General features: G+C 63.2%; 16 protein-coding genes, 1 tRNA gene and 1 pseudogene. 6 read left to right on the top strand and 12 right to left on the bottom strand.

Translation table 11 applies throughout. The features are described 5' to 3' along the window. Positions 1-60: 60 nt before the first annotated feature. The 6 genes from glp to AB1A62_RS16930 are packed head-to-tail and all read right to left on the bottom strand — an operon-like array spanning position 61 to position 4791. Positions 61-1233, bottom strand: coding sequence for a gephyrin-like molybdotransferase Glp (gene glp / locus AB1A62_RS16905; protein ID WP_366662634.1), 1173 nt, complete (start codon positions 1231-1233; stop codon positions 61-63). Then, complete coding sequence (gene moaC / locus AB1A62_RS16910; RefSeq protein ID WP_366662635.1) at positions 1234-1704, bottom strand: cyclic pyranopterin monophosphate synthase MoaC; 471 nt, start codon at positions 1702-1704, stop codon at positions 1234-1236. 12 nt (positions 1705-1716) lie between these two features. Beyond that, the gene (trpC, locus tag AB1A62_RS16915) at positions 1717-2529 is read right to left on the bottom strand and encodes an indole-3-glycerol phosphate synthase TrpC (RefSeq protein ID WP_366662636.1); all 813 of its coding nucleotides are present in this window, start codon (positions 2527-2529) and stop codon (positions 1717-1719) included. Beyond that, the gene (locus AB1A62_RS16920; protein ID WP_366662637.1) at positions 2526-3197 is read right to left on the bottom strand and encodes a uracil-DNA glycosylase; all 672 of its coding nucleotides are present in this window, start codon (positions 3195-3197) and stop codon (positions 2526-2528) included. The genes trpC and AB1A62_RS16920 overlap by 4 nt, the downstream gene beginning before the upstream one ends. Then, a complete protein-coding gene (gene trpD / locus AB1A62_RS16925; RefSeq protein WP_366662638.1) occupies positions 3194-4213 on the bottom strand; it encodes an anthranilate phosphoribosyltransferase in 1020 nt (339 codons plus the stop codon). The genes AB1A62_RS16920 and trpD overlap by 4 nt, the downstream gene beginning before the upstream one ends. Beyond that, the gene (locus AB1A62_RS16930) at positions 4210-4791 is read right to left on the bottom strand and encodes an aminodeoxychorismate/anthranilate synthase component II (protein WP_366662639.1); all 582 of its coding nucleotides are present in this window, start codon (positions 4789-4791) and stop codon (positions 4210-4212) included. The genes trpD and AB1A62_RS16930 overlap by 4 nt, the downstream gene beginning before the upstream one ends. A 188-nt stretch (positions 4792-4979) precedes the next feature. Between AB1A62_RS16930 and AB1A62_RS16935 the strand changes: the two genes are divergently transcribed. Then, the gene (locus AB1A62_RS16935) at positions 4980-6554 is read left to right on the top strand and encodes a divergent polysaccharide deacetylase family protein (RefSeq protein ID WP_366662640.1); all 1575 of its coding nucleotides are present in this window, start codon (positions 4980-4982) and stop codon (positions 6552-6554) included. An 83-nt stretch (positions 6555-6637) separates the two neighbouring features. Here AB1A62_RS16935 and trpE read toward each other — a convergent pair whose 3' ends face one another. From trpE to fabI, 5 genes are all read right to left on the bottom strand, one after another. After that, the gene (gene trpE / locus AB1A62_RS16940; protein ID WP_366662641.1) at positions 6638-8149 is read right to left on the bottom strand and encodes an anthranilate synthase component I; all 1512 of its coding nucleotides are present in this window, start codon (positions 8147-8149) and stop codon (positions 6638-6640) included. 16 nt (positions 8150-8165) lie between these two features. Continuing rightward, complete coding sequence (locus AB1A62_RS16945) at positions 8166-10007, bottom strand: peptidyl-prolyl cis-trans isomerase (protein WP_366662642.1); 1842 nt, start codon at positions 10005-10007, stop codon at positions 8166-8168. Positions 10008-10125: 118 nt separating this feature from the next. Beyond that, positions 10126-11301: an aminotransferase gene (locus AB1A62_RS16950; RefSeq protein WP_366662643.1), complete on the bottom strand. Its 1176-nt coding sequence runs from the start codon at positions 11299-11301 to the stop codon at positions 10126-10128. 167 nt (positions 11302-11468) lie between these two features. Continuing rightward, entirely contained in the window at positions 11469-11972 is a 504-nt protein-coding gene (gene gpt / locus AB1A62_RS16955) for a xanthine phosphoribosyltransferase (protein WP_366662644.1), read from the bottom strand. A gap of 72 nt (positions 11973-12044) precedes the next feature. Next, positions 12045-12848, bottom strand: coding sequence for an enoyl-ACP reductase FabI (gene fabI / locus AB1A62_RS16960; RefSeq protein ID WP_366662645.1), 804 nt, complete (start codon positions 12846-12848; stop codon positions 12045-12047). Between the two features lie 107 nt (positions 12849-12955). On the opposite strand from fabI, the gene pdxH reads away from it, so the two are divergent. From pdxH to AB1A62_RS16985, 5 genes are all read left to right on the top strand, one after another. Next, entirely contained in the window at positions 12956-13585 is a 630-nt protein-coding gene (gene pdxH, locus AB1A62_RS16965) for a pyridoxamine 5'-phosphate oxidase (protein ID WP_366662651.1), read from the top strand. Positions 13586-13716: 131 nt separating this feature from the next. Next, a complete protein-coding gene (locus AB1A62_RS16970) occupies positions 13717-14256 on the top strand; it encodes a cold shock domain-containing protein (protein WP_366662646.1) in 540 nt (179 codons plus the stop codon). A gap of 4 nt (positions 14257-14260) precedes the next feature. Further along, the gene (locus AB1A62_RS16975; protein ID WP_366662647.1) at positions 14261-14740 is read left to right on the top strand and encodes a DUF192 domain-containing protein; all 480 of its coding nucleotides are present in this window, start codon (positions 14261-14263) and stop codon (positions 14738-14740) included. 43 nt (positions 14741-14783) lie between these two features. Beyond that, positions 14784-14860 (top strand) — tRNA-Pro (locus AB1A62_RS16980). Positions 14861-15585: 725 nt separating this feature from the next. Then, on the top strand, positions 15586-19230 hold the full coding sequence (locus AB1A62_RS16985; protein ID WP_366662648.1) for a vitamin B12-dependent ribonucleotide reductase: 3645 nt from the start codon (positions 15586-15588) through the stop codon (positions 19228-19230). A gap of 263 nt (positions 19231-19493) precedes the next feature. Here AB1A62_RS16985 and AB1A62_RS16990 read toward each other — a convergent pair. Continuing rightward, a pseudogene (locus AB1A62_RS16990) lies at positions 19494-19588 on the bottom strand (integrase); the annotation flags it as partial.

Here is a 19588-nt window from a genome sequence, read left to right on the forward strand (position 1 = left end):
AGAGAACCTGCCAGCGGCGCGTGCCGCAGGTTCGAGTATTTGTGCAAAGAAGAAGCCGTTTCAGACGGAGAGGTATTGCACCGTTTCTCCTACGGCGCGGGCGCCGTCGGAGGGCGGGCGGACCAGCAGAGCGTTGGCGTCTGCCAGGACGGTGAGCAGCGAGCTGTCCTGGTTTTCAAAGGCCGTCAACCGGCCGTTTTCGACCTTTGCGCGCATGTAGTGCTCCCGCGGGCCGTTTTCCGGCAGGGCAGCCGCCAGGCCGGCCGTGCGCAGCTGCGCGGCCTCAGCCGGAAGTCCTAGCATGGTGCGGATCACCGGCGCGAGAAACACGTGGCCGCAGACCATCGCGGATACCGGGTTACCGGGCAGGCCAACCATGGCGGCGGCGCCCATCCGGCCGGCCATCAGCGGTTTTCCGGGGCGCATGGCGACCTTGTAGAAGCTGCGCTCCATCCCGAGATCCTGCGCTACCTTCCCGACCAGATCGTGATCACCGACCGAGGCGCCACCGATGGTGACCACAAGATCCGCCCCCTCAGCCAGTTCGAATGCGGTGCGCAAGCTGCTTTCGGTGTCGCGGGCGATGGGCAGGATTCGGGCGCAGGCGCCGAGATCCTCCAGCATCGCCTTGAGCCCGAAGGTGTTGGAGGCAATGATCTGGTCCGGTCCTGGCGTGCCGCCGGGCATCACCAGTTCGTCGCCGGTGGAGATCAGCGCGACCTCGGGGCGGCGTGTAACGGGGACCGAGGGGATGTTCATCGCGGCCAGAAGCGCGATGTCCGCAGGGGTCAGCAGTTTCGGAGCGGTGACAGTCTGGCCATCGGTGAAATCACCGCCGCGGGGGCGGATATTGTGGTTGCCGCCGGGCTCATCTGTGATGGTGATTAGGTCGCCGTTGCGGGTCACATCCTCTTGAATGACAACGAAACTTGCGCCTTCCGGCACCGGGGCTCCGGTGAAGATCCGCACCGTCTGTCCGGCCCCGACGCGGCCGCTGAATGCGTGGCCGGCAGCGGCCTCGCCAATCACTTTGAACATGGCGTGCAGCTCGACTTCGGCGGCGTTGACCGCATAGCCGTCCATAGCGGAGGCGGAGAACGGCGGCTGGTCGCGGCGGGCCTGCACATCGCGGGCGAGCACCCGGCCTGCGGCCTGGTCCAGCGGCACTTCCTCGGTTTCCAGCTGGCTGACCAATGCCAGAAGATGCGCGCGGGCTTCGCTGACGGGGATCATTTACGCCTCGTACCTGCCTGATTTTCCGCCATCTTTCAGCGTGACGCGGATACCGCCGATCTGCATCGCCTTGTCCACGGCCTTGGCCATGTCATAGACGGTGAGCGCGGCGGTGGAGACAGCCGTCAGGGCCTCCATCTCAACCCCGGTCTGGCCGGTGGTCTTGACTGTGGCTTCGATCCGAACGCCGGGCAGATCCGGGTCCAGCGTGAGCTCAACCGCGACCTTGGTCACCGGCAGCGGGTGGCAGAGCGGGATCAGGTCCGGCGTCTTCTTGGCGCCCATGATACCGGCCAGGCGGGCGACCGACAGCACATCTCCCTTCTTGGCGCGGCCTTCGGCAATGATGTCGTAGGTGTCCTGCGCCATAATGATATGGCCCTCGGCGGTGGCGATGCGCGAGGTCACGGCCTTGTCCGAGACATCGACCATATGGGCGTCGCCCTTGGTGTCGAAATGCGTGAGGCTCATGGCCGTCCTCCCTTAAATCATGCCCGGCATCAGCGGATCGGAAAGCAGCGCGCGGGTTGCTGCGGCTACGTCGTCCTGGCGCATCAGGCTTTCGCCGATGAGGAAGGTGCGGGCGCCGTAGCGGGCCATGTCGCTGAGATCCGCCGGCGTGAACAGACCGCTTTCGCAGACGATGGTGCGGTCCGCAGGCACCATTCGGGACAGAGTCCGGGTGGTGTCCAGCGTCGTCTCGAAGGTCTTGAGATTGCGGTTGTTGATGCCCATCAGCGGCGACTTCAGATTACAGGCGCGCTCCAGCTCTTCGGCGTCATGCACCTCCAGCAGCACATCCATGCCCCACTCAAAGGCGCTTTCTTCCAGCTCCTGCGCCTGGGCGTCGGAGACGGAAGCGAGGATGATCAGGATGCAGTCAGCCCCCAGCGCGCGGGCTTCGGCGACCTGGTAGGTGTCATACATGAAGTCCTTGCGCAGCGCAGGCAGGGAGCAGGCGTCGCGGGCTTGGGTGAGAAACTCTTTGGCGCCCTGGAAGCTGGGAGTGTCAGTCAGCACCGACAGGCAGGTGGCGCCGCCGTCCTCATAAGCCTTGGCCAGTTCCGCCGGCTCGAAATCGGGGCGGATCAGGCCCTTAGACGGGCTGGCCTTCTTGATTTCGGCGATCAGCCCGTAACCGGTGCGGTTGGCCTGCATCAGGTTTTTGGCAAAGCCGCGCACCGGTGAGGCATTCTTCGCCTCGGCCTCGACAGCCTCCAGCGGTTTGGCGGCCTTGTCTGCGGCCACTTCCTCGAGCTTGTAGGCCTTGATTTTGTCGAGCACGTTTTCGGTCATACCGGTGCCTCCGTTCCTGCATTCCAGTCTATGGCAGTTTCACCGCGGGCGGCGAGCCAATTGTTCACTTTTGAAAAGGGCCGGGACCCGAAGAATCCGCGCCGCGCCGACAAGGGCGAGGGATGGGCGGTTTTCAGGATCAGGTGATCGCCCGGTTTGATATGTTTTTCAAGCTTCTGCGCCGAATTTCCCCAGAGAATGTAGGCCGTTGGGGTTTCGGACGTCAGTTCCAGCACCTGATGCACCAGATGGTTCCAGCCAAGGTGCTTGTGGCCGTTCGCCTCACCTGCCGGGACCGAGAGGGCTGTGTTCAGCAAAAGCACCCCCTGACGCGCCCAGCCGCGCAGGTCGGCGTTCGGAGGGAGCACACCAAGATCTTCCTCCAGCTCTTTGCAAATATTCGACAATGAGCGGGGAAAGGGGCGCACATGCGGTTCCGCCGAGAAGGCAAGCCCGTGGGCGTGGCCGGGCGTCGGATAGGGGTCCTGGCCCAGGATAACCACGCGGGTGTCCTGCGGCTGGGTCAGTTCCAGCGCCGCAAACCGCTGGCCGGCGGGCGGCAGGATGTCACGCGCATCTTCTGCGATTGCCGCTGAGATGGCGGGCCAGCGGGTGGTGAAAAATGGCAGGCTGGACCAGGCGCCCAGCCCCGCGGGCAGGTCGGTCATGCGGCTGAAGTGATCCTGGCCAGAGCATCGACCTTGGCTTTGGCCGCGCCGCTGTCGATCGACTCTGCGGCGAGGGCGACGCCCTCCCTGAGGTCCGAAGCCTTACCAGCAACCACCAGCGCGGCGGCGGCGTTCAGCAGCACCGCATCGCGGTAGGCCGAGGGCGTGCCCTGCAGCAGGACGCGGAAAGCCATTGCGTTTTCCTCGGGCGTGCCGCCAACGATCTTGTCGAACGAATGCACCGGAAGGCCGGCATCCTCCGGATGCAGCTCCACCTCGCGGATTTCGCCGTCCTCCTCCAGCGCCGAGACCCAGCTGACGCCGGTGATGGTCAGCTCATCGGTGCCGTCGGACCCGTGAACAAGCCAGGCGCGCTCGGAGCCGAGCGCCTTGAGGGTTTCCGCCATCGGGCGGATCATCTCGCGGCTGAAGGCGCCGGTCAGCTGCCGCTTGACGCCGGCCGGGTTGGTAAGGGGGCCGAGGATATTGAAGATGGTGCGGGTGCCCAGCTCTTGCCGGGTCGGCATCACATGCGCCACCGCCGGGTGGTGCATCGGCGCCATCATGAAGCCGATGCCAGCCTCATTGATCGCCTTTTCAACCACTTGCGGGCCGACCATCACGTTGATGCCCATCTGGGACTGTATGTCGGCAGTGCCGGACTTGGAGCTGAGGTTGCGGTTGCCGTGCTTTGCCACAACCACGCCGGCACCGGCCGCGACAAAGGCGGTAGCGGTGGAAATGTTGAGGGTGTTCTTGCCGTCGCCGCCGGTGCCGACGATGTCCATCGCACCGGCGGGGGCCTTCACCGGGTGGCACTTGGATCGCATCACGGCAGCGGCGGCGGCGTACTCGTCGACGCTTTCACCACGGGTCCGCATTGCCATCAGGAGGCCGCCGATCTGGCTCGGCGTGGCTTCGCCCTCAAACAGCAGGGTAAAGGCGGTTTCGGCTTCTTCGCGGGTCAGGGACCGTTCTGCAGCGGCGCCGATCAGCGGCTTCAGACGGTCGCTCATGCCGGCACCTGCATCACGTCGAGGAAGTTTTTCAGCAGCGCATGGCCGTGCTCGGACGCAATCGATTCCGGGTGGAATTGGACGCCGTGGATCGGCAGCTCCTTGTGCTGCAGGCCCATGATGGTGCCGTCTTCCAGCTCAGCGGTGATTTCCAGGCAATCCGGCAGACTTTCGCGCTCCACCACCAGCGAGTGGTAGCGGGTGGCCTCAAAAGGCGACGGCAAGCCTTTGAAAACGCCGGTGTCCTTGTGATGCATCATGCCCATTTTGCCGTGCACGATCTCATGGCAGCGCACCACCTTGCCGCCGAAGGCCTGGCCGATGGTCTGATGGCCCAGGCAAACTCCCATCAGCGGCGTTCCGGTTTCAGCCGCCGCCTCTGTCAGCGCCAGGCAGATGCCGGCCTGATCCGGGTCGCAGGGGCCGGGCGACAGCAGGATGCCAGCGGGCTTCATCGCCATTGCTTCCTGCACGTTGATGGCGTCGTTGCGGTGCACTTCCATCTCAGCGCCAAGCTCCCCCAGGTAATGGACGAGATTGTAGGTGAAGGAATCGTAGTTATCGATCAGCAGCAGCATCTTGCGGGCTCTTTTAAGGGTGGCGGGCGGGGTGCGCGCCGCAGTATAGTGGTTGCAACATACTTGTTCAGGGATACGGGGCAGCGTCAAGGGCAGGAACGGCGAATGCAGGGGCGAACCGGTATAAGGAGCGCACAAGCAAGCCGGGACGGCGCTGCACGGCAGAAAGATTGAGAGGCAAAACAGGCATGCGGGGATTTCTGGGCGGCGTGAGTGTCGGGGCATTGCTGGCTGCTGGCGGGCTGGCGATGCTGTCTTTGTCGGTGCCATTGCCGCAGACGGCGCCCGAACCGGATCCGGTTCCGGAGCCTGCCGGGGAGACTGCGAGCGCTGCCCCCGAAGCGGCGGAAGAGACAGCAGGCGGGTCGCCTGAACCGGTGGCGCATGATCCCGGCGCAGCGCCGCAGATGCCCAATGGCGGCAGCGACGGGGCAGAAGTTCCCGGCAACGGCCAGGGGCGGGATGCCGATCTGGCCGAGGTTCAGCCGGAAGTGCCTGCAAGCGTGGCCGCGGAGGATGATCTGAGCGCCCTGGCGGGGGCAGATACCACACCGGCCCAAAGGCCGGCGGTTGGGCTGTCTACCTCCGCAGATAGCTCTGAAAGCCTGGCACTGACCGAAGCTCCGGATCCTGCGGAAGCCGCGTCCGAGCGCCAGCCGCAGGCTGTGCTGCCTGCGGTGCCAGAGGCGCCGGGCGGCGAAAGCGCGGTTGTGGCCGCGACAGAACCCGCACCGGAACCCGAGCAGAACACAGCAGAAGAGGACATTTCTGCAACCTCCCCGCTGGAGCCTGGATTGACACCTAAGACGGTTGAAGCCCCGGCCTCCAGCACCGTCCAGGCTCCTGATATCGGCAGCGCACCGAAGGCCACAACGCTTCCGGTGATTGGTGCGGCCCCAGCTGTTCCGGCCGCGCCGGACGGCAGCACCGGCGGGACCGAAGCGGAAAGCGATGCGCAGGACACCACCGCTGAAGCCGCTGAGCCAGCCCCTCTGACGCCCGGCATCGGCACGCCGGTGGTGCCGCTTACTGAGCGGGACAAGCAGGGCCCAAGCTCGGCTGACGCCGCCGGATGGCAGGAAACCGCACCGTTTACCGTCAATTCAGAGCCGTTCTTCAATCCCGAAGACCGCCCCCTGATGTCAATCGTGCTGATTGACGATACCGGCGCGTTTGGCTCGGAAGCGCTGGCGGAGTTTCCTTATCCTTTGAGCTTTGCCATCGATCCCGATGACCCGGAAGCGGCAAAGAAGATGGCTGCGCGCCGGGCAGCTGGATTCGAAGTGCTGATGCTGGCAGACCTGCCGCGTGACGCTACGCCGCATGATGCGGAGACCGCATTGGAGGTCTGGCGCAGAAGACTGCCCGAGGCGGTGGCAATCCTGGAAGGCGTTGAGACCGGCGTGCAGGGCAACCGCCCGCTGGCGGATCAGGTGGCGGCGGTGGCGGCCTCTGCCGGTTACGGGCTGGTGACACAGGACAGCGGCCTCAACACCGTGCAGAAGCTGGCGCTGCGCGACGGCGTGCCGGCCGGCGTGGTGTTCCGCGACTTTGACGGCGCAGGCCAGGATCCGCGGGCGATCCGGCGGTTCCTGGATCAAGCGGCGTTCCGGGCCGGGCAGGAGGGCGCTGTGATCATGCTGGGCCGCCTGCGCCCGGACACGATCTCGGCGCTCTTGTTGTGGGGGCTGCAGGACCGGGCAGAGCGGGTGGCATTGGCGCCGGTATCGGCCAGCCTGGATTCGCTGCTGCCTGCCAAATGAAAACGGCGCCCTGTGGGGGCGCCGTTGCCTCCGGCGGGAGTATTTTCGGAAAGATGAAACACTGAGCCTTGCGGCTTGGCCCCTTAGCTGTTGCCGCTTCCGGTGAAGCGGGCCGCGTCAGCAGCAGCACGGCGGATGGCGTTGGATTTGTGGACGGTCTCCATGTATTCCGCCTCCGGGTCGCTGTCATAGACGACGCCGCCGCCAGCCTGAATATAAAGGTTCTGGTCCTTGACGATGGCGGTGCGCAGCGCAATGCACATGTCCATGTCGCCGCCGGCCGAGAAATAGCCGACGCCGCCGCCGTAGATGCCGCGTTTTTCCGGCTCTAGTTCGTCGATGATTTCCATCGCGCGCACCTTAGGCGCGCCGGAGACGGTGCCGGCCGGCATGCCGGCAAAGAAGGCATCCAGCGCGTCTTTGTCCTCTGCCAACTCCCCCACGACGTTGGAGACGATGTGCATCACGTGGCTGTAGCGCTCAATGATGAACTTCTCGGTCGGGCGCACGGTGCCGATCTTGGCGACGCGGCCGGTGTCGTTGCGGCCCAGATCCAGGAGCATCAGGTGCTCTGCCAGTTCTTTCTTGTCGGCGAGCAGATCCGCTTCCAGCGCCTTGTCCTCCTCGGGCGTTGCACCGCGGGGGCGGGTGCCTGCGATCGGGCGGATGGTGACCTCTTGCCCGAACACGCGAACCAGGATCTCCGGGCTCGCGCCCACCACCTGGAATCCGCCGAAGTTGAAGTAGAACATGAAGGGCGACGGGTTGGTGCGCCGCAGCGAGCGGTAGAGCGCAAAAGGCGGCTGGCGGAATTCCTGGGTCCAGCGCTGTGCCGGCACCACCTGGAAAATGTCGCCTGCGCGGATGTATTCCTTGGCCTTCTCCACCGCGGCCATGTAGCCCTCCTTGGTGAAGTTCGACCGCGGCGGCGCGACCTCATGCGCCTCGCCCAGATCGCGGCTCTCGGCAGGCATGGCGCGTTCCAGATCGCGCACCGCGTCCATCACCCGTTCGGCGGCCTGGGCATAGGCAGCCTTAGCGGTCTGTCCGTCGCTGGACCAGACGGGCGACACCACAGTCACCTCGCCCTTGACGCCGTCCAGAACCGCAATCACCGAGGGGCGCAGCATCAGCGCGTCAGGCAGGCCAAGGGGATCCGGGTTCACGTCCGGCAGGTGCTCCACCAGGCGGATCATGTCATAGCCGAGATAGCCGAAGAGGCCGGCCGCGGCCTGGGGCAGATCATCGGGCAGATCGATTTTGCTTTCGGCAATCAGCGCCCGCAGGTTGTCCATCGGGTTGCCGTCCTGCGGTGTGAAATCATCCGCGTCAAACCGCGCCGAGCGGTTCAAGGCCGATTGTTCCCCATGGCAGCGCCAGACCAGATCCGGTTTCATGCCGATGATCGAATAGCGCCCGCGCACCTCGCCGCCGGTCACCGATTCCAGCATGAAGGCGTCCTTCTGGGCGCCGGTCAGCTTGAGCATCAGAGACACCGGGGTGTCGAGGTCGGCGGCAAGGCGGGTGTAGACGACCTGGTTTTCGCCGGCCTCGTAAGCCTTGGAGAAACTGTCGAAATCGGGGGTCAGGGCCATGGGTCTGGTGCCTTGGTTACTGGAAGTTCGCTTGCGCTGCATTCAGCGCCTGCTGGTCAACACGGGGTTCGGCGCGGGTCTGTACGTCCTGCGCATAGGCCTGGAACAATTCCTGCGCAAGCGCCTGGTCCAGCTGCGCCTGCAGCGCCTGGGTGAGCAGAGTCATGTCGTCGCTCTGCTCCGGCGGCAGGATGGCGTCGAGGCGGACAACCACTGCAGAGTCCGTATCCTGCACCAGACGGAAATCACCGACCTCCATCGCGAACACACCAGTGACCAGATCAGCCGGCACAGTGTCGATATAGGCGGTGCGGGTCAGGCCGCTTTCGGCTTTCACCGCGGCATCCTCGGCAAAGCCGTCTGCGGCTTCTGCCTGCGCCAGCAGTGCTTGGCCCTGTTCCGTGAGCGCATTGGCAAGCCGGTCGGCCTGCCAGGCGGCCAGGACTTTGTCCTTGGCTTCGGCAAAGGGTTCCGGGCGCTCCGGCAGGGTGTCATCGAGGCGCAGGGCGAACAGGCTGCCGTCCTCCAGGAAGCCGACCTCCGGGAAGTCGTCGGCGGTGACGGCGGCGGCGGCGGTGCGGAAGGCCTCATAAGCGGCGATGTGGCCGCTGCTTTCCTCGGTCCAGTTGATCTGGGCCAGCTCCAGCCCGCTTTCAGTTGCCAGCTCCTCCAGCGTGGCGCCGCCGGCCAGCATGTCGTCGATGTCTTCGGCCTGAGTTTCCACCAGGCGGCGGGCACGGTCGGAGGCGAGTTCCTCAACCAGTTCCGGCTTGGCATCCTCAAAGGTGGTGATCTGCGCCTCCAGGCGGCCGTTGACACGGTAGAGCGCCGGGCCGAGGTCAGAGGGCAGGGGGCCTGCCACAGTGCCGACCTCCGCCGCGAAGACATCGGTGCCGGCTGCGCCAAGGTCGCCCATGGTGACGTCGCCCATGTCGATGTCCTGCAGGGTCAGGCCGCGGGTCTCGACCAGGCTTTCAAAGGTGGCGCCGCCGGTTTCCAGCTGCGCCTTGGCGCTGGCGGCGGCTTCCTCATCGCCAAACACCAGCCGTTCGACCAGGCGGCGTTCCGGCACCTGGTACTGATCCGTACGGTCTTCGAACAGGCGTTGCAGCTGTGCCTCGTCCACCTCGATCTCGTCCAGCAGCATGGAGGGACGCAGGGCGGCGTAGGTGATGACCTTGGTTTCCGGCAGCATGAACTGGTCCTGATTGGCCTCGTAGAAGGCTTGCAGGTCCGCGTCAGACGGCCCCTCAGCTGCCAGCGCAATGTCCGAAGCGTTAAGTTGCACATAGGAGAAGCTGCGGCGGGCGCCGATGTAGCTGGTCAGGGTTTCGGTCAGGGTTTCGGGCATTTTGGTGCCGGACAGCACTGCACCTTGAACGATGGTGCGGGCGGCCTCGCGGCGCAGGTCTTCCTCAAACTCCTTTTCCGTCAGGCCCGCGTTGCGCAGGGCAAAGCTGTAGGCCTCGCGGTCGAACTGGCCGTTCACGCCCTGGAAGGCGTCAATGGCAGCCAGTTCCTCAATCAGGTTTTCATCGCCCAGCGACAGGCCGAGGCTCTTGGCCTCGTGATCCAGCGCCGCCAGAGAGATCAGGCGGCCCAGAACCACCCGGTCGAGGCCGAATGCGGTCATTTGAGACATCGGCATGGCCTGGCCGGTCTGCGCCTGCAGGGCCCGCTGTTCACGCTGAAGCTCGCGAACATAGTTGCCGATGCTGACTTCCTCGTCGCCGACAGTTGCGACCGACGAGGACGAACTGGTGAAGTTCACCGCGCCAAACCCGGCAAGGCCGACAATCAGCATCCCCATCAGGATCCAGACAAAGGTTTTGGAAAGATGTTTCATGCCTGCGGCCATGATGCCCTCTTTATTGTTCTGCTGCGCAAGGGAATGCCTTGCAGCGGGAAATGCCGCTGACTGAATACGCGGCTGCCCGCAGAGGGGCAAGATGATTGCAGAGCAAACTGCTGGATGATCAGGGATTAAAGGCTGCCAGCCGGTCGAACAGAGTGCGGATGCCCGCGCGGTCCACATTGGCAAAGGCGATGCGGAACTGGCGGGCACCGTCCGGGTCTCCGGCGGGCATGAACATGGAGCCCGGCAGCATCAGGATGGAGGCTTTTTCAACCAGTTTGCGGGCGATCTGTTCGGACGGCTGGCTGAAGGGGTGTTCGACATAGGCGAAGTAAGCGCCGCAACCGAGCAGTTTCCAGCCTTTTTCGGCCAGCACCGGAAAGCCTTCCTCGATTGCCAGGCGCCGGTCGAGGATTTCCTGGCGCTCGCCGGCCAGCCAGTCCTGCAGGTTTTCGATCCCCCAAAGCGCCCCGGCCTGGCCCAGCTGCGAGGGGCAGATTGTGACGGTGTCGAGGAATTTCTCCATTTCGAACAGGCGGTCCTCCGAGGCGGCGATGGCGCCAACCCGGTGGCCGGTCAGCCTGTAGGCCTTGGAGAAGGAATAGAGATGGATCAGGGTCGTGTCCCAGTCCGGCATCCGGAACAGCCCGTGCGGTGCGCCTTCGCGGCTGTCGAAGTCGCGGTAGGTTTCATCGACGATCAGAGCCAGTCCGCGCGCACGGGCAAGGCTGAAGAAGGCCTGAACCAATGCCGCCGGGTATTCCACGCCGCAGGGGTTGTTGGGAGTGACCAGCACGATGGCGCGGGTGCGGTCGGAGATCAGGGCCTCAGCGGCGGCCAGGTCCGGCAGCATGCCATCGCCAACATGCAGTGGCACAGCGGTGACGCCGACCATATCCAGCCACATTTTGTGATTGAAATACCAGGGGACCGGGATGATCACCTCATCCCCTTCACCGCAGAGGGCGGCGATGGCGGCGGCAAAGGCCTGGTTGCAACCTGAAGTGATGCCGACCTGCTCCGGCTTCACGTCGGCCCTGTAGTGGCCGGAAATCTGCCGGGCCAAAGCCTGCCGCAGCGGGTCATTGCCCAAGACGGGGCCGTAGAGGTGTGCTGAGACGTCGTTCAGCGCCGCCTCTGCCAGTGCCTGACGCAGCCCTTCGGGCGGGGCTTCGGCCGGGGCGGCCTGGCTGACGTTCAGCAGCGGGCGGTCCGGCGGAAACGCGGCCCCGGCCACCCAGCGGCGCGATTCGACGATGGGAGAAACAAAGGTGGCTTGGGTGCGGGAAACGGGCATGGGAAGCTCCGGGCGGAAGCGGAAAAGGTGAGGCGCGCCGGATAGGGCGCCGGCATATGTCTGGCATGGCGCCTAAGGCATCTCAAGCGGTAACAGCTGATGCGGGCGCGGCCAAAGAAAAGGCGCGCTGCAGCGCGCGCCTTTCTGATATTGCTGCCGGGACCGGATCAGTCCTTGCCGCGGTAGGGTTCCACATACTGCAGCGCCATGTCCCACGGGAAGAAGATCCAGGTGTCCTGGCTCACCTCGGTGATGAAGGTGTCCACCATCGGACGCCCCTTGGGCTTGGCATAGACGGTGGCGAAATGCGCCTTGGGATACATCTCGCGCACCAGCTCAAGGGTTTTGCCGCTGTCCACCAGGTCGTCGATGATCAGCACGCCCTCGCCGTCGCCCATCAGATCAGCGTCGGGTGATTTCAGCACTTCGGCCTCGCCCTGGGCCTGGTGGTGGTAAGAGCGCACCGAGATGGTGTCGACGGTGCGGATGTCCAGCTCGCGGCTGACGATCATGGCCGGCGCCATGCCGCCGCGGGTGATCGCCACAACGGCGCGCCAGGCGCCGTCATCGGGGCCTTGCCCGTCCAGGCGCCACGCCAGCGCGCGGCTGTCGCGGTGGATCTGGTCCCAGCTGATGTGAAAGCCTTTTTCGTGCGGCAGACGATCGGTCATTTTGTGTGCTCCCCGCGGTGTCGCTTCAGCTTGCCGGAGCCCGGACCGCTGTCCAGGGCTCCGCCCGTTCAGTTACTTGGAAATATCCGGTGCATCCACCGCCTTCATGCCGACAACGTGGTAGCCGGCGTCCACATGCAGGTTCTCGCCGGTGACGCCGGAGCTGAGGTCGGACAGCAGGTAGAGCGCAGAATTGCCCACATCATCGATGGTCACATTGCGGCGCAGCGGCGAGTTGTATTCGTTCCACTTCATGATGTAGCGGAAATCGCCGATACCGGAGGCGGCCAGCGTCTTGATCGGGCCGGCAGAGATCGCGTTGACGCGGATGCCGTCCTTGCCCAGATCCTCGGCCAGGTATTTGACAGACGCTTCCAGCGCGGCCTTGGCCACACCCATCACATTATAATGCGGCATCACCTGTTCGGCACCGTAGTAGGTGAGGGTCAGCAGCGAGCCGCCGTCCTTCATCATCTTCTCGGCGCGGTTGGCCACGGCGGTGAAGGAAAACACCGAGATGTCCATGGTCATCTGGAAGTTGCTGCGGCTGGTGTCGACATAACGGCCGCGCAGCTCGTTCTTGTCGGAGAAGCCGATGGCGTGGACGACGAAGTCCAGCTTGCCCCATTTGGCCTCCAGCGCGGCGAACAGCGCATCGATGGACGCTTCGTCCGACACGTCACAGGGCAGGACAATGTCGCTGCCCAGTTGCGCCGCCAGCGGATCGACCCGCTTCTTCAGCGCATCGCCCTGATAAGAAAAGGCAAGCTCGGCGCCAGCATCGGCGCAAGCCTTGGCAATGCCCCAAGCAATGGATTTGTCGTTGGCCAGGCCCATGATAAGGCCGCGCTTACCGGCCATCAGTTGACTAGACATGCAGGTTCTCCGCCTGTGATCTGATAATTTAGCGGTGTTTAATATGCCGCGCGGGGCGCTTCAAGGGTTCACGCCCTTGTCGTGTGGCAGGAAGCTGCATAGGTTGCATCAAAATCCGAAAAGAGGTGCCCATGTCCGACCGTTCCGGAATCTTTGCAGGCGACGATCCCTTTGCCATTGCCAGGTCCTGGCTGGCAGAGGCGGAACAGTCCGAACCCAATGACCCAAACGCGATTGCGCTGGCAACGGTGGATGAAACCGGGCTGCCCAACAGCCGTATGGTGCTGTTGAAGGAAATCGAGGACGGCGCCTTTGTGTTTTACACCAACTATGAGAGCGCCAAGGCGCGGGAATTGGACCATGCGGGCAAAGCAGCCTTTGTCATGCACTGGAAATCGCTGCGCCGCCAGATCCGGGTGCGCGGCACCATCACCCGGGAGGACGGGCCGCTGGCAGATGAGTATTACAAGTCACGCTCTCTCAAGAGCCGGCTGGGCGCCTGGGCGTCGAAACAGTCGCAGCCGCTGGACAGCCGCGGCACGCTGATGGCGGAGGTCGCAAAAGTGACAGCAATGAAGGGGACGAACCCGGAGCGGCCGCCGTTTTGGGGCGGCTACCGGCTGGTTCCGGTCGAGATCGAATTCTGGGCCGATGGCGCATTCCGGTTGCACGACCGGTTCCGCTGGCGCCGCGATGTCGCATCTGCAGCATGGACGATCAATCGCCTCAATCCCTGACGGGAATCGTCAGCTTACCTAGGGTCAAGACCTCTTTCGTGACAGTTTCAAGACTTTTTAGCTTGAATTCCAAGGTCAGTTTGGCGCATCAGGGCACCATCAAAAACAAGAAACGCGGTAGGGAAAATCCAGTGGCAGAAGATCTCAGCAGCTTGCAGCAGGTTCAGGGGCTGGTGAAGTGGTTTGACCCGGCGAAAGGGTATGGCTTTGTCGTATCTGACGCCGGCGGCCCGGACATTCTTCTGCATGTGAATGTGCTGCGCAACTTCGGGCAAAGCTCTGTCGCGGACGGCGCCCGCATTGAAATCGTCACGCATCAGACCGGCCGCGGTGTTCAGGCTGTCGAGGTGATCGCGATCCAGCCGCCGGAGCGGGAAGACACCCCGGTGCTGAGCGACTTTGCCGAACTGGACATGGTCAGCCTGCAGAATGAACCGCTGGAACCTGCACGCGTCAAATGGTTCGACAAGGGCAAGGGCTTCGGCTTTGCCAATGTGTTCGGCCGCGGCGAAGACGTGTTCCTGCATGTCGAAGTTCTGCGCCAATCCGGCCTTGCGGACCTGCAGCCGGGCGAAGCGCTTGCGATGCGGGTGATTGATGGCAAGCGCGGCCGCATGGCGGTTGAAGTGCTGGCCTGGGAAGCCGCACTGGCGGCCGGAAACCAGGACTGAACGGGTGCTGCGGCGTCTTCTAAGCTGGAGTTTCGCCGCCGCCATATATTCCGTTACTGGCGCCCCGGTTCTGGCCGGGGACTGCCAGCGCACCCGGGTCGACCTGCGTGGCAGCTGGGGAGAGACCGGGTTTTCCGTTGAAATCGCCGACGATGAACAGGAACGTGCCCAGGGGCTGATGTTCCGGGAATCCATGCCGCGCGGGGCAGGGATGCTGTTTGTCTATGACCGGCCGCAGCCGGCGGCGTTCTGGATGAAGAACACGCTGATCCCGCTGGACATCATTTTCCTGGACCAAAGCGGCCAGGTGACCTCTGTCCACGAAAACGCCGAACCCGGCGATCTGACCCCGATCCCGGGCGGCGATCAGGTGTTTGCGGTGCTTGAAATTAACGGCGGGCTTGCACGGCGCTACGGCATCTCTGCCGGCACCCAGATGCGCCATGAAATTTTTTCAGATAGCAGCGCAGTTTGGCCCTGTTAGGGGTTTTCAAATCATTCCGCCGGATATAGGAAGGCGCACGGTCCGGGGCGTGGCGCAGTCTGGTAGCGCACCTGTTTTGGGTACAGGGGGTCGTGAGTTCGAATCTCGCCGCCCCGACCACTTCTCTCCAACAAGTTCCAGCGAATCTCTCCGCAGCGGGGGCGTCTTGCGGATTCGTTTCATGCAAATATTGAATTCGCCCTCCATGGCTCAACCTAGAGTATTAATACTTTCTTAAGATCCTGTTAACACAACCTTAACCTTCTGCTGCTGAGAAGCATCAGTTGCTCAACATGGCGATTGATTACGCCGTTAACGCTGAGTGATGCTGTCGCGAGATCACCGTAAAGCTGTGGGGGGCGGCCTGGCCTCTGCTCACTAGCAACTAGCTGTGCACGACTGCCGAAGTGTTTCTGCGTCCCGGCTCCTCTGCGAAGCAGCAAGTCACTCGCTCGGCGAAAGAAATCCGGGTTGTCGGCGCGCCTGACGGAAGGCGTGAACGTCACCGCAGCCTGTGGATGAATCAACGCCCTGAAGCAGACCCTTCAAACCGTAGATAGCGTCAACAGCAAAGATAGTTGCCAACGGGTAAATTTAACGTTGACCCTTTGTGTGTGAATACGCCAAATTGTGGACACCGGTTGCGACGGCACTAAATCTGGTGGGTTAAGAGGCCGCAGCAACAACGCTGAAGAACAGCAGACAGTCCTGTGAAGAAAGGCCGGCGAGGGCCGCGAGTGCGCCATTTGCGGCGTGCGCCGGGTATCTGCGTGTTGCGCGGCCGGGATGGCTGGTGCGGGGGCACCGTGACACTTGACCGATGTGTGCTTGAGAAGGGGCAGAGCATGAAGATCGAACGGAAATTCACCAAACCCGGGCAGGATGCTTACGCCGATCTGGCCTTTGTCTCCGCCACCTCGGAGATCCGCAACCCGGACGGGACCATTGTTTTCCGGCTCGACAATATCGAAATCCCCGCATCCTGGAGCCAGGTGGCAAGCGACGTCATCGCCCAGAAGTATTTCCGCAAGGCGGGTGTGCCGTCCCGTCTGAAGAAGGTCCGCGAAAAAGATGTGCCGGAGTTCCTGTGGCGTTCTGTCCCCGAAAAGGGCGCCGAGCTTGGCGGTGAGACCTCCTCCAAGCAGGTATTTGACCGCCTGGCGGGCGCTTGGGCCTATTGGGGCTGGAAGGGCGGCTATTTCTCCTCCGAGGAGGACGCGCGCGCCTATTACGACGAGATGCGCTATATGCTGGCGACCCAGCGCTCGGCGCCGAACTCGCCCCAGTGGTTCAACACCGGCCTGCACTGGGCCTATGGCATCGACGGCCCGGCGCAGGGGCATCATTATGTCGACTACAAGACCGGCAAGCTGACCAAGTCGGACAGCGCCTATGAGCACCCGCAGCCGCACGCCTGCTTCATCCAGTCGGTCTCTGACGATCTGGTCAAGGACGGCGGCATCATGGACCTGTGGGTGCGCGAGGCGCGGCTGTTCAAGTACGGTTCCGGCACTGGCACCAACTTCTCCCATCTGCGCGCCGAGGGCGAGCCGCTGTCCGGCGGCGGCAAGTCCTCCGGCCTGATGGGGTTCCTCAAAATCGGCGACCGCGCGGCGGGCGCCATCAAATCAGGCGGCACAACCCGTCGGGCAGCAAAAATGGTGATCGTGGACGCCGATCACCCGGATATCGAAGACTTCATCCAGTGGAAGGTGATCGAAGAGCAGAAGGTCGCGTCCATCGTCGCGGGCTCCAAGATGCACGAGAAGATGCTGAATGGTATTTTCGAGGCGATCCGCAGTTGGGATGGCGGCGAAGCCGATGCCTATGACCCGTCGGTCAACGGCGGGCTGAAATCGGCGATCCGCGAAGCCAAGAAGGTGGCGATCCCGGAAACCTACATCAAGCGGGTGCTGGATTACGCCAAGCAGGGCCATACCTCGATCGAATTCCCGACCTATGACACCGACTGGGATTCGGAGGCCTACAGCTCTGTCTCCGGACAAAATTCCAACAACTCGATCCGGGTGACCAACGCCTTCCTGCACGCGGTCGAAAAGGACGCCGACTGGGAACTTTTCAACCGCACCGACGGCAAGGTTGCCAAAGTGGTGAAAGCCCGCGATCTGTGGGAGAAAGTGGGACACGCGGCCTGGGCCTGCGCCGATCCCGGCATCCAGTTCCACGACACTGTGAACGAGTGGCATACCTGCCCGGAAGACGGTGAGATTCGCGGGTCAAACCCTTGTTCCGAATACATGTTCCTGGACGACACCGCCTGCAACCTGGCATCGCTGAACCTGCTGAGCTTCCTGAAAGACGGGCAGTTCCAGGCAGATGACTACATGCATTGCTGCCGCCTGTGGACGCTGACGCTGGAAATCTCGGTGATGATGGCGCAGTTCCCGTCCAAGGAAATCGCGCAGCGCTCCTACGACTTCCGTACCCTTGGCCTGGGCTATGCCAATATCGGCGGCTTGCTGATGAACATGGGCTACAGCTATGACTCGGATGAGGGCAGGGCGCTTTGCGGCGCGCTGACCGCGCTGATGACTGGTGTAGCCTATGCCACTTCTGCCGAGATCGCCTCGGAGCTGGGTGCCTTCCCGGGGTATGCGAAAAACGCGGACCACATGCTGCGGGTGATCCGCAACCACCGCAACGCTGCAAAGGGCAGCGCCGAGGGTTATGAGGCGCTGTCCGTGAAGCCTGTGCCGCTGGACATCGCCAGCTGCCCGGATGCGCTGCTGACCGATCTGGCCGCCAGCGCCTGGGACGAAGCGCTGGAACTGGGCGAAAAGCACGGCTACCGCAACGCGCAGACCACGGTGATTGCACCGACCGGCACCATTGGCCTGGTGATGGATTGCGACACCACCGGCATTGAGCCTGACTTTGCCCTTGTGAAGTTCAAGAAGCTGGCCGGCGGCGGCTATTTCAAGATCATCAACCGTTCGGTGCCGTCGGCGCTGGAGGGGCTGGGCTACAGCTCCTCGCAGATTGAGGAAATCGTGTCCTACGCTGTCGGCCATGGCTCCATCGGCAACGCGCCTGGCATCAACCACACTTCGCTTGCGGGCCATGGTTTTGGCCCCAATGAGCTGGCCAAGGTGGACGCGGCGCTGGAATCGGCCTTTGATATCCGGTTCGTGTTCAACCAGTGGACCCTGGGCGAAGATTTCTGCACTGGCGTGCTGGGTATCCCGGCGACCAAGCTGAACGATCCGACCTTTGACCTGCTGCGCCACCTGGGTTTCACCAAGGCGGACATCGACGCGGCCAACGACCACGTCTGCGGCACCATGACCCTGGAGGGCGCGCCGCATCTTCAGGAAGAGCACTATGCGATCTTTGACTGTGCCAACCCGTGCGGCAAGAAAGGTAAGCGTTTCCTGAGCGTTGACAGCCATATCCGCATGATGGCGGCGGCGCAGAGCTTCATCTCGGGCGCTATCTCCAAGACAATCAACATGCCGAATTCGGCGACCATCGAGGACTGCCAGAAAGCCTATGAACTGAGCTGGAGCCTGGGCATCAAGGCAAACGCGCTCTACCGCGACGGCTCCAAGCTGAGCCAGCCGCTGGCGGCGGCGCTGGTGGAGGATGACGACGATGCGGCAGAGGTGCTGGAGAGCGGCGCGCCTCAGGAAAAGGCAACGGTGCTGGCGGAGAAGATCGTCGAAAAAGTGATCATCAAGGAGGTGCTGAAATCGCACCGCACCAAGATGCCGCAACGGCGCAAGGGGTATACCCAGAAGGCGGTCGTCGGCGGCCACAAGGTGTATTTGCGCACCGGCGAATACGAGGACGGCAACCTCGGTGAGATCTTCATCGACATGCACAAGGAAGGCGCGGGCTTCCGGGCGATGATGAACAACTTTGCCATCGCGGTGTCTGTCGGCCTGCAGTACGGCGTGCCGCTGGAGGAGTTCGTTGACGCCTTCACCTTCACCAAGTTCGAGCCCGCGGGCATGGTTCAGGGCAACGACTCGATCAAAAACGCGACTTCGATCCTCGACTATGTGTTCCGGGAGCTTGCGGTTTCCTATCTCGACCGCACCGATCTGGCGCATGTGAAGCCGGAAGGCGCGACCTTCGACGATCTGGGACGAGGCGAGGAAGAAGGCGTGTCGAACCTGTCCGAACTGAGCGAAAGCGCGGCGACCCGGTCGCTGGAAGTGCTGAAGCAAATCTCCTCGACGGGCTATCTGCGCAAACGCCTGCCGCAGGACCTGGTGGTGCTGCAGGGCGGCCAGATGGACGCGGGCGTGCTGGGCACCGGAACCGATCCGGTGGCGGCGCTGCAAACCCTGGTACCGGAAACCACTGAATCACCTGCGCAAACCACCGGCGGCATGGACGCACGGACTAAAGCAAAAATGCAAGGCTACGAGGGTGAAGCCTGCGGCGAATGCGGCAACTACACACTGGTGCGCAACGGAACCTGCATGAAATGCAACACCTGCGGGGGCACCTCTGGCTGCAGCTGAGGACCTTCGCTTGCGGCGCTGGCTAACCCCCGACGGCGCCGCAACTAATACGGAAAGCAGGCGCAGATCTGCTCGTGACGAAATCAGGGACGGGTGCGCCCGTTCTGAACACCGGGATGGCCCAGGTAAGAAAAAACTTTCGGGCAGTCAATGAAGGAGCCTGACCGGTGACAACTGGCTTCCTCTGGTTCAGAGGGAGCCATTTTCTTTTCGGGGGGCCGGTCGAAGGCCTGAAGGCTCAAGGGTCGTTGCGACGTTTCCTGCTATCTCAGTTTCATGAGTTCGTCCCTGAACGCTTCAGCCGGTGTGCGCCACCCGAGGCATTTTCTAGGTGTGTCGTTTAAGCGGTCGCAAATCG

The organism is Leisingera sp. JC11 (assembly GCF_040704725.1).
Lineage (GTDB): Bacteria > Pseudomonadota > Alphaproteobacteria > Rhodobacterales > Rhodobacteraceae > Leisingera.

What these genes read in the sequence shown, in the direction of transcription:
- glp (WP_366662634.1), bottom strand. Translation starts at nt 1,233, where the DNA reads ATGATCCCCGTCAGCGAAGCCCGCGCGCATCTTCTGGCATTGGTCAGC.
- moaC (WP_366662635.1), bottom strand. Translation starts at nt 1,704, where the DNA reads ATGAGCCTCACGCATTTCGACACCAAGGGCGACGCCCATATGGTCGAT.
- trpC (WP_366662636.1), bottom strand. Translation starts at nt 2,529, where the DNA reads ATGACCGAAAACGTGCTCGACAAAATCAAGGCCTACAAGCTCGAGGAA.
- AB1A62_RS16920 (WP_366662637.1), bottom strand. Translation starts at nt 3,197, where the DNA reads ATGACCGACCTGCCCGCGGGGCTGGGCGCCTGGTCCAGCCTGCCATTT.
- trpD (WP_366662638.1), bottom strand. Translation starts at nt 4,213, where the DNA reads ATGAGCGACCGTCTGAAGCCGCTGATCGGCGCCGCTGCAGAACGGTCC.
- AB1A62_RS16930 (WP_366662639.1), bottom strand. Translation starts at nt 4,791, where the DNA reads ATGCTGCTGCTGATCGATAACTACGATTCCTTCACCTACAATCTCGTC.
- AB1A62_RS16935 (WP_366662640.1), top strand. Translation starts at nt 4,980, where the DNA reads ATGCGGGGATTTCTGGGCGGCGTGAGTGTCGGGGCATTGCTGGCTGCT.
- trpE (WP_366662641.1), bottom strand. Translation starts at nt 8,149, where the DNA reads ATGGCCCTGACCCCCGATTTCGACAGTTTCTCCAAGGCTTACGAGGCC.
- AB1A62_RS16945 (WP_366662642.1), bottom strand. Translation starts at nt 10,007, where the DNA reads ATGGCCGCAGGCATGAAACATCTTTCCAAAACCTTTGTCTGGATCCTG.
- AB1A62_RS16950 (WP_366662643.1), bottom strand. Translation starts at nt 11,301, where the DNA reads ATGCCCGTTTCCCGCACCCAAGCCACCTTTGTTTCTCCCATCGTCGAA.
- gpt (WP_366662644.1), bottom strand. Translation starts at nt 11,972, where the DNA reads ATGACCGATCGTCTGCCGCACGAAAAAGGCTTTCACATCAGCTGGGAC.
- fabI (WP_366662645.1), bottom strand. Translation starts at nt 12,848, where the DNA reads ATGTCTAGTCAACTGATGGCCGGTAAGCGCGGCCTTATCATGGGCCTG.
- AB1A62_RS16985 (WP_366662648.1), top strand. Translation starts at nt 15,586, where the DNA reads ATGAAGATCGAACGGAAATTCACCAAACCCGGGCAGGATGCTTACGCC.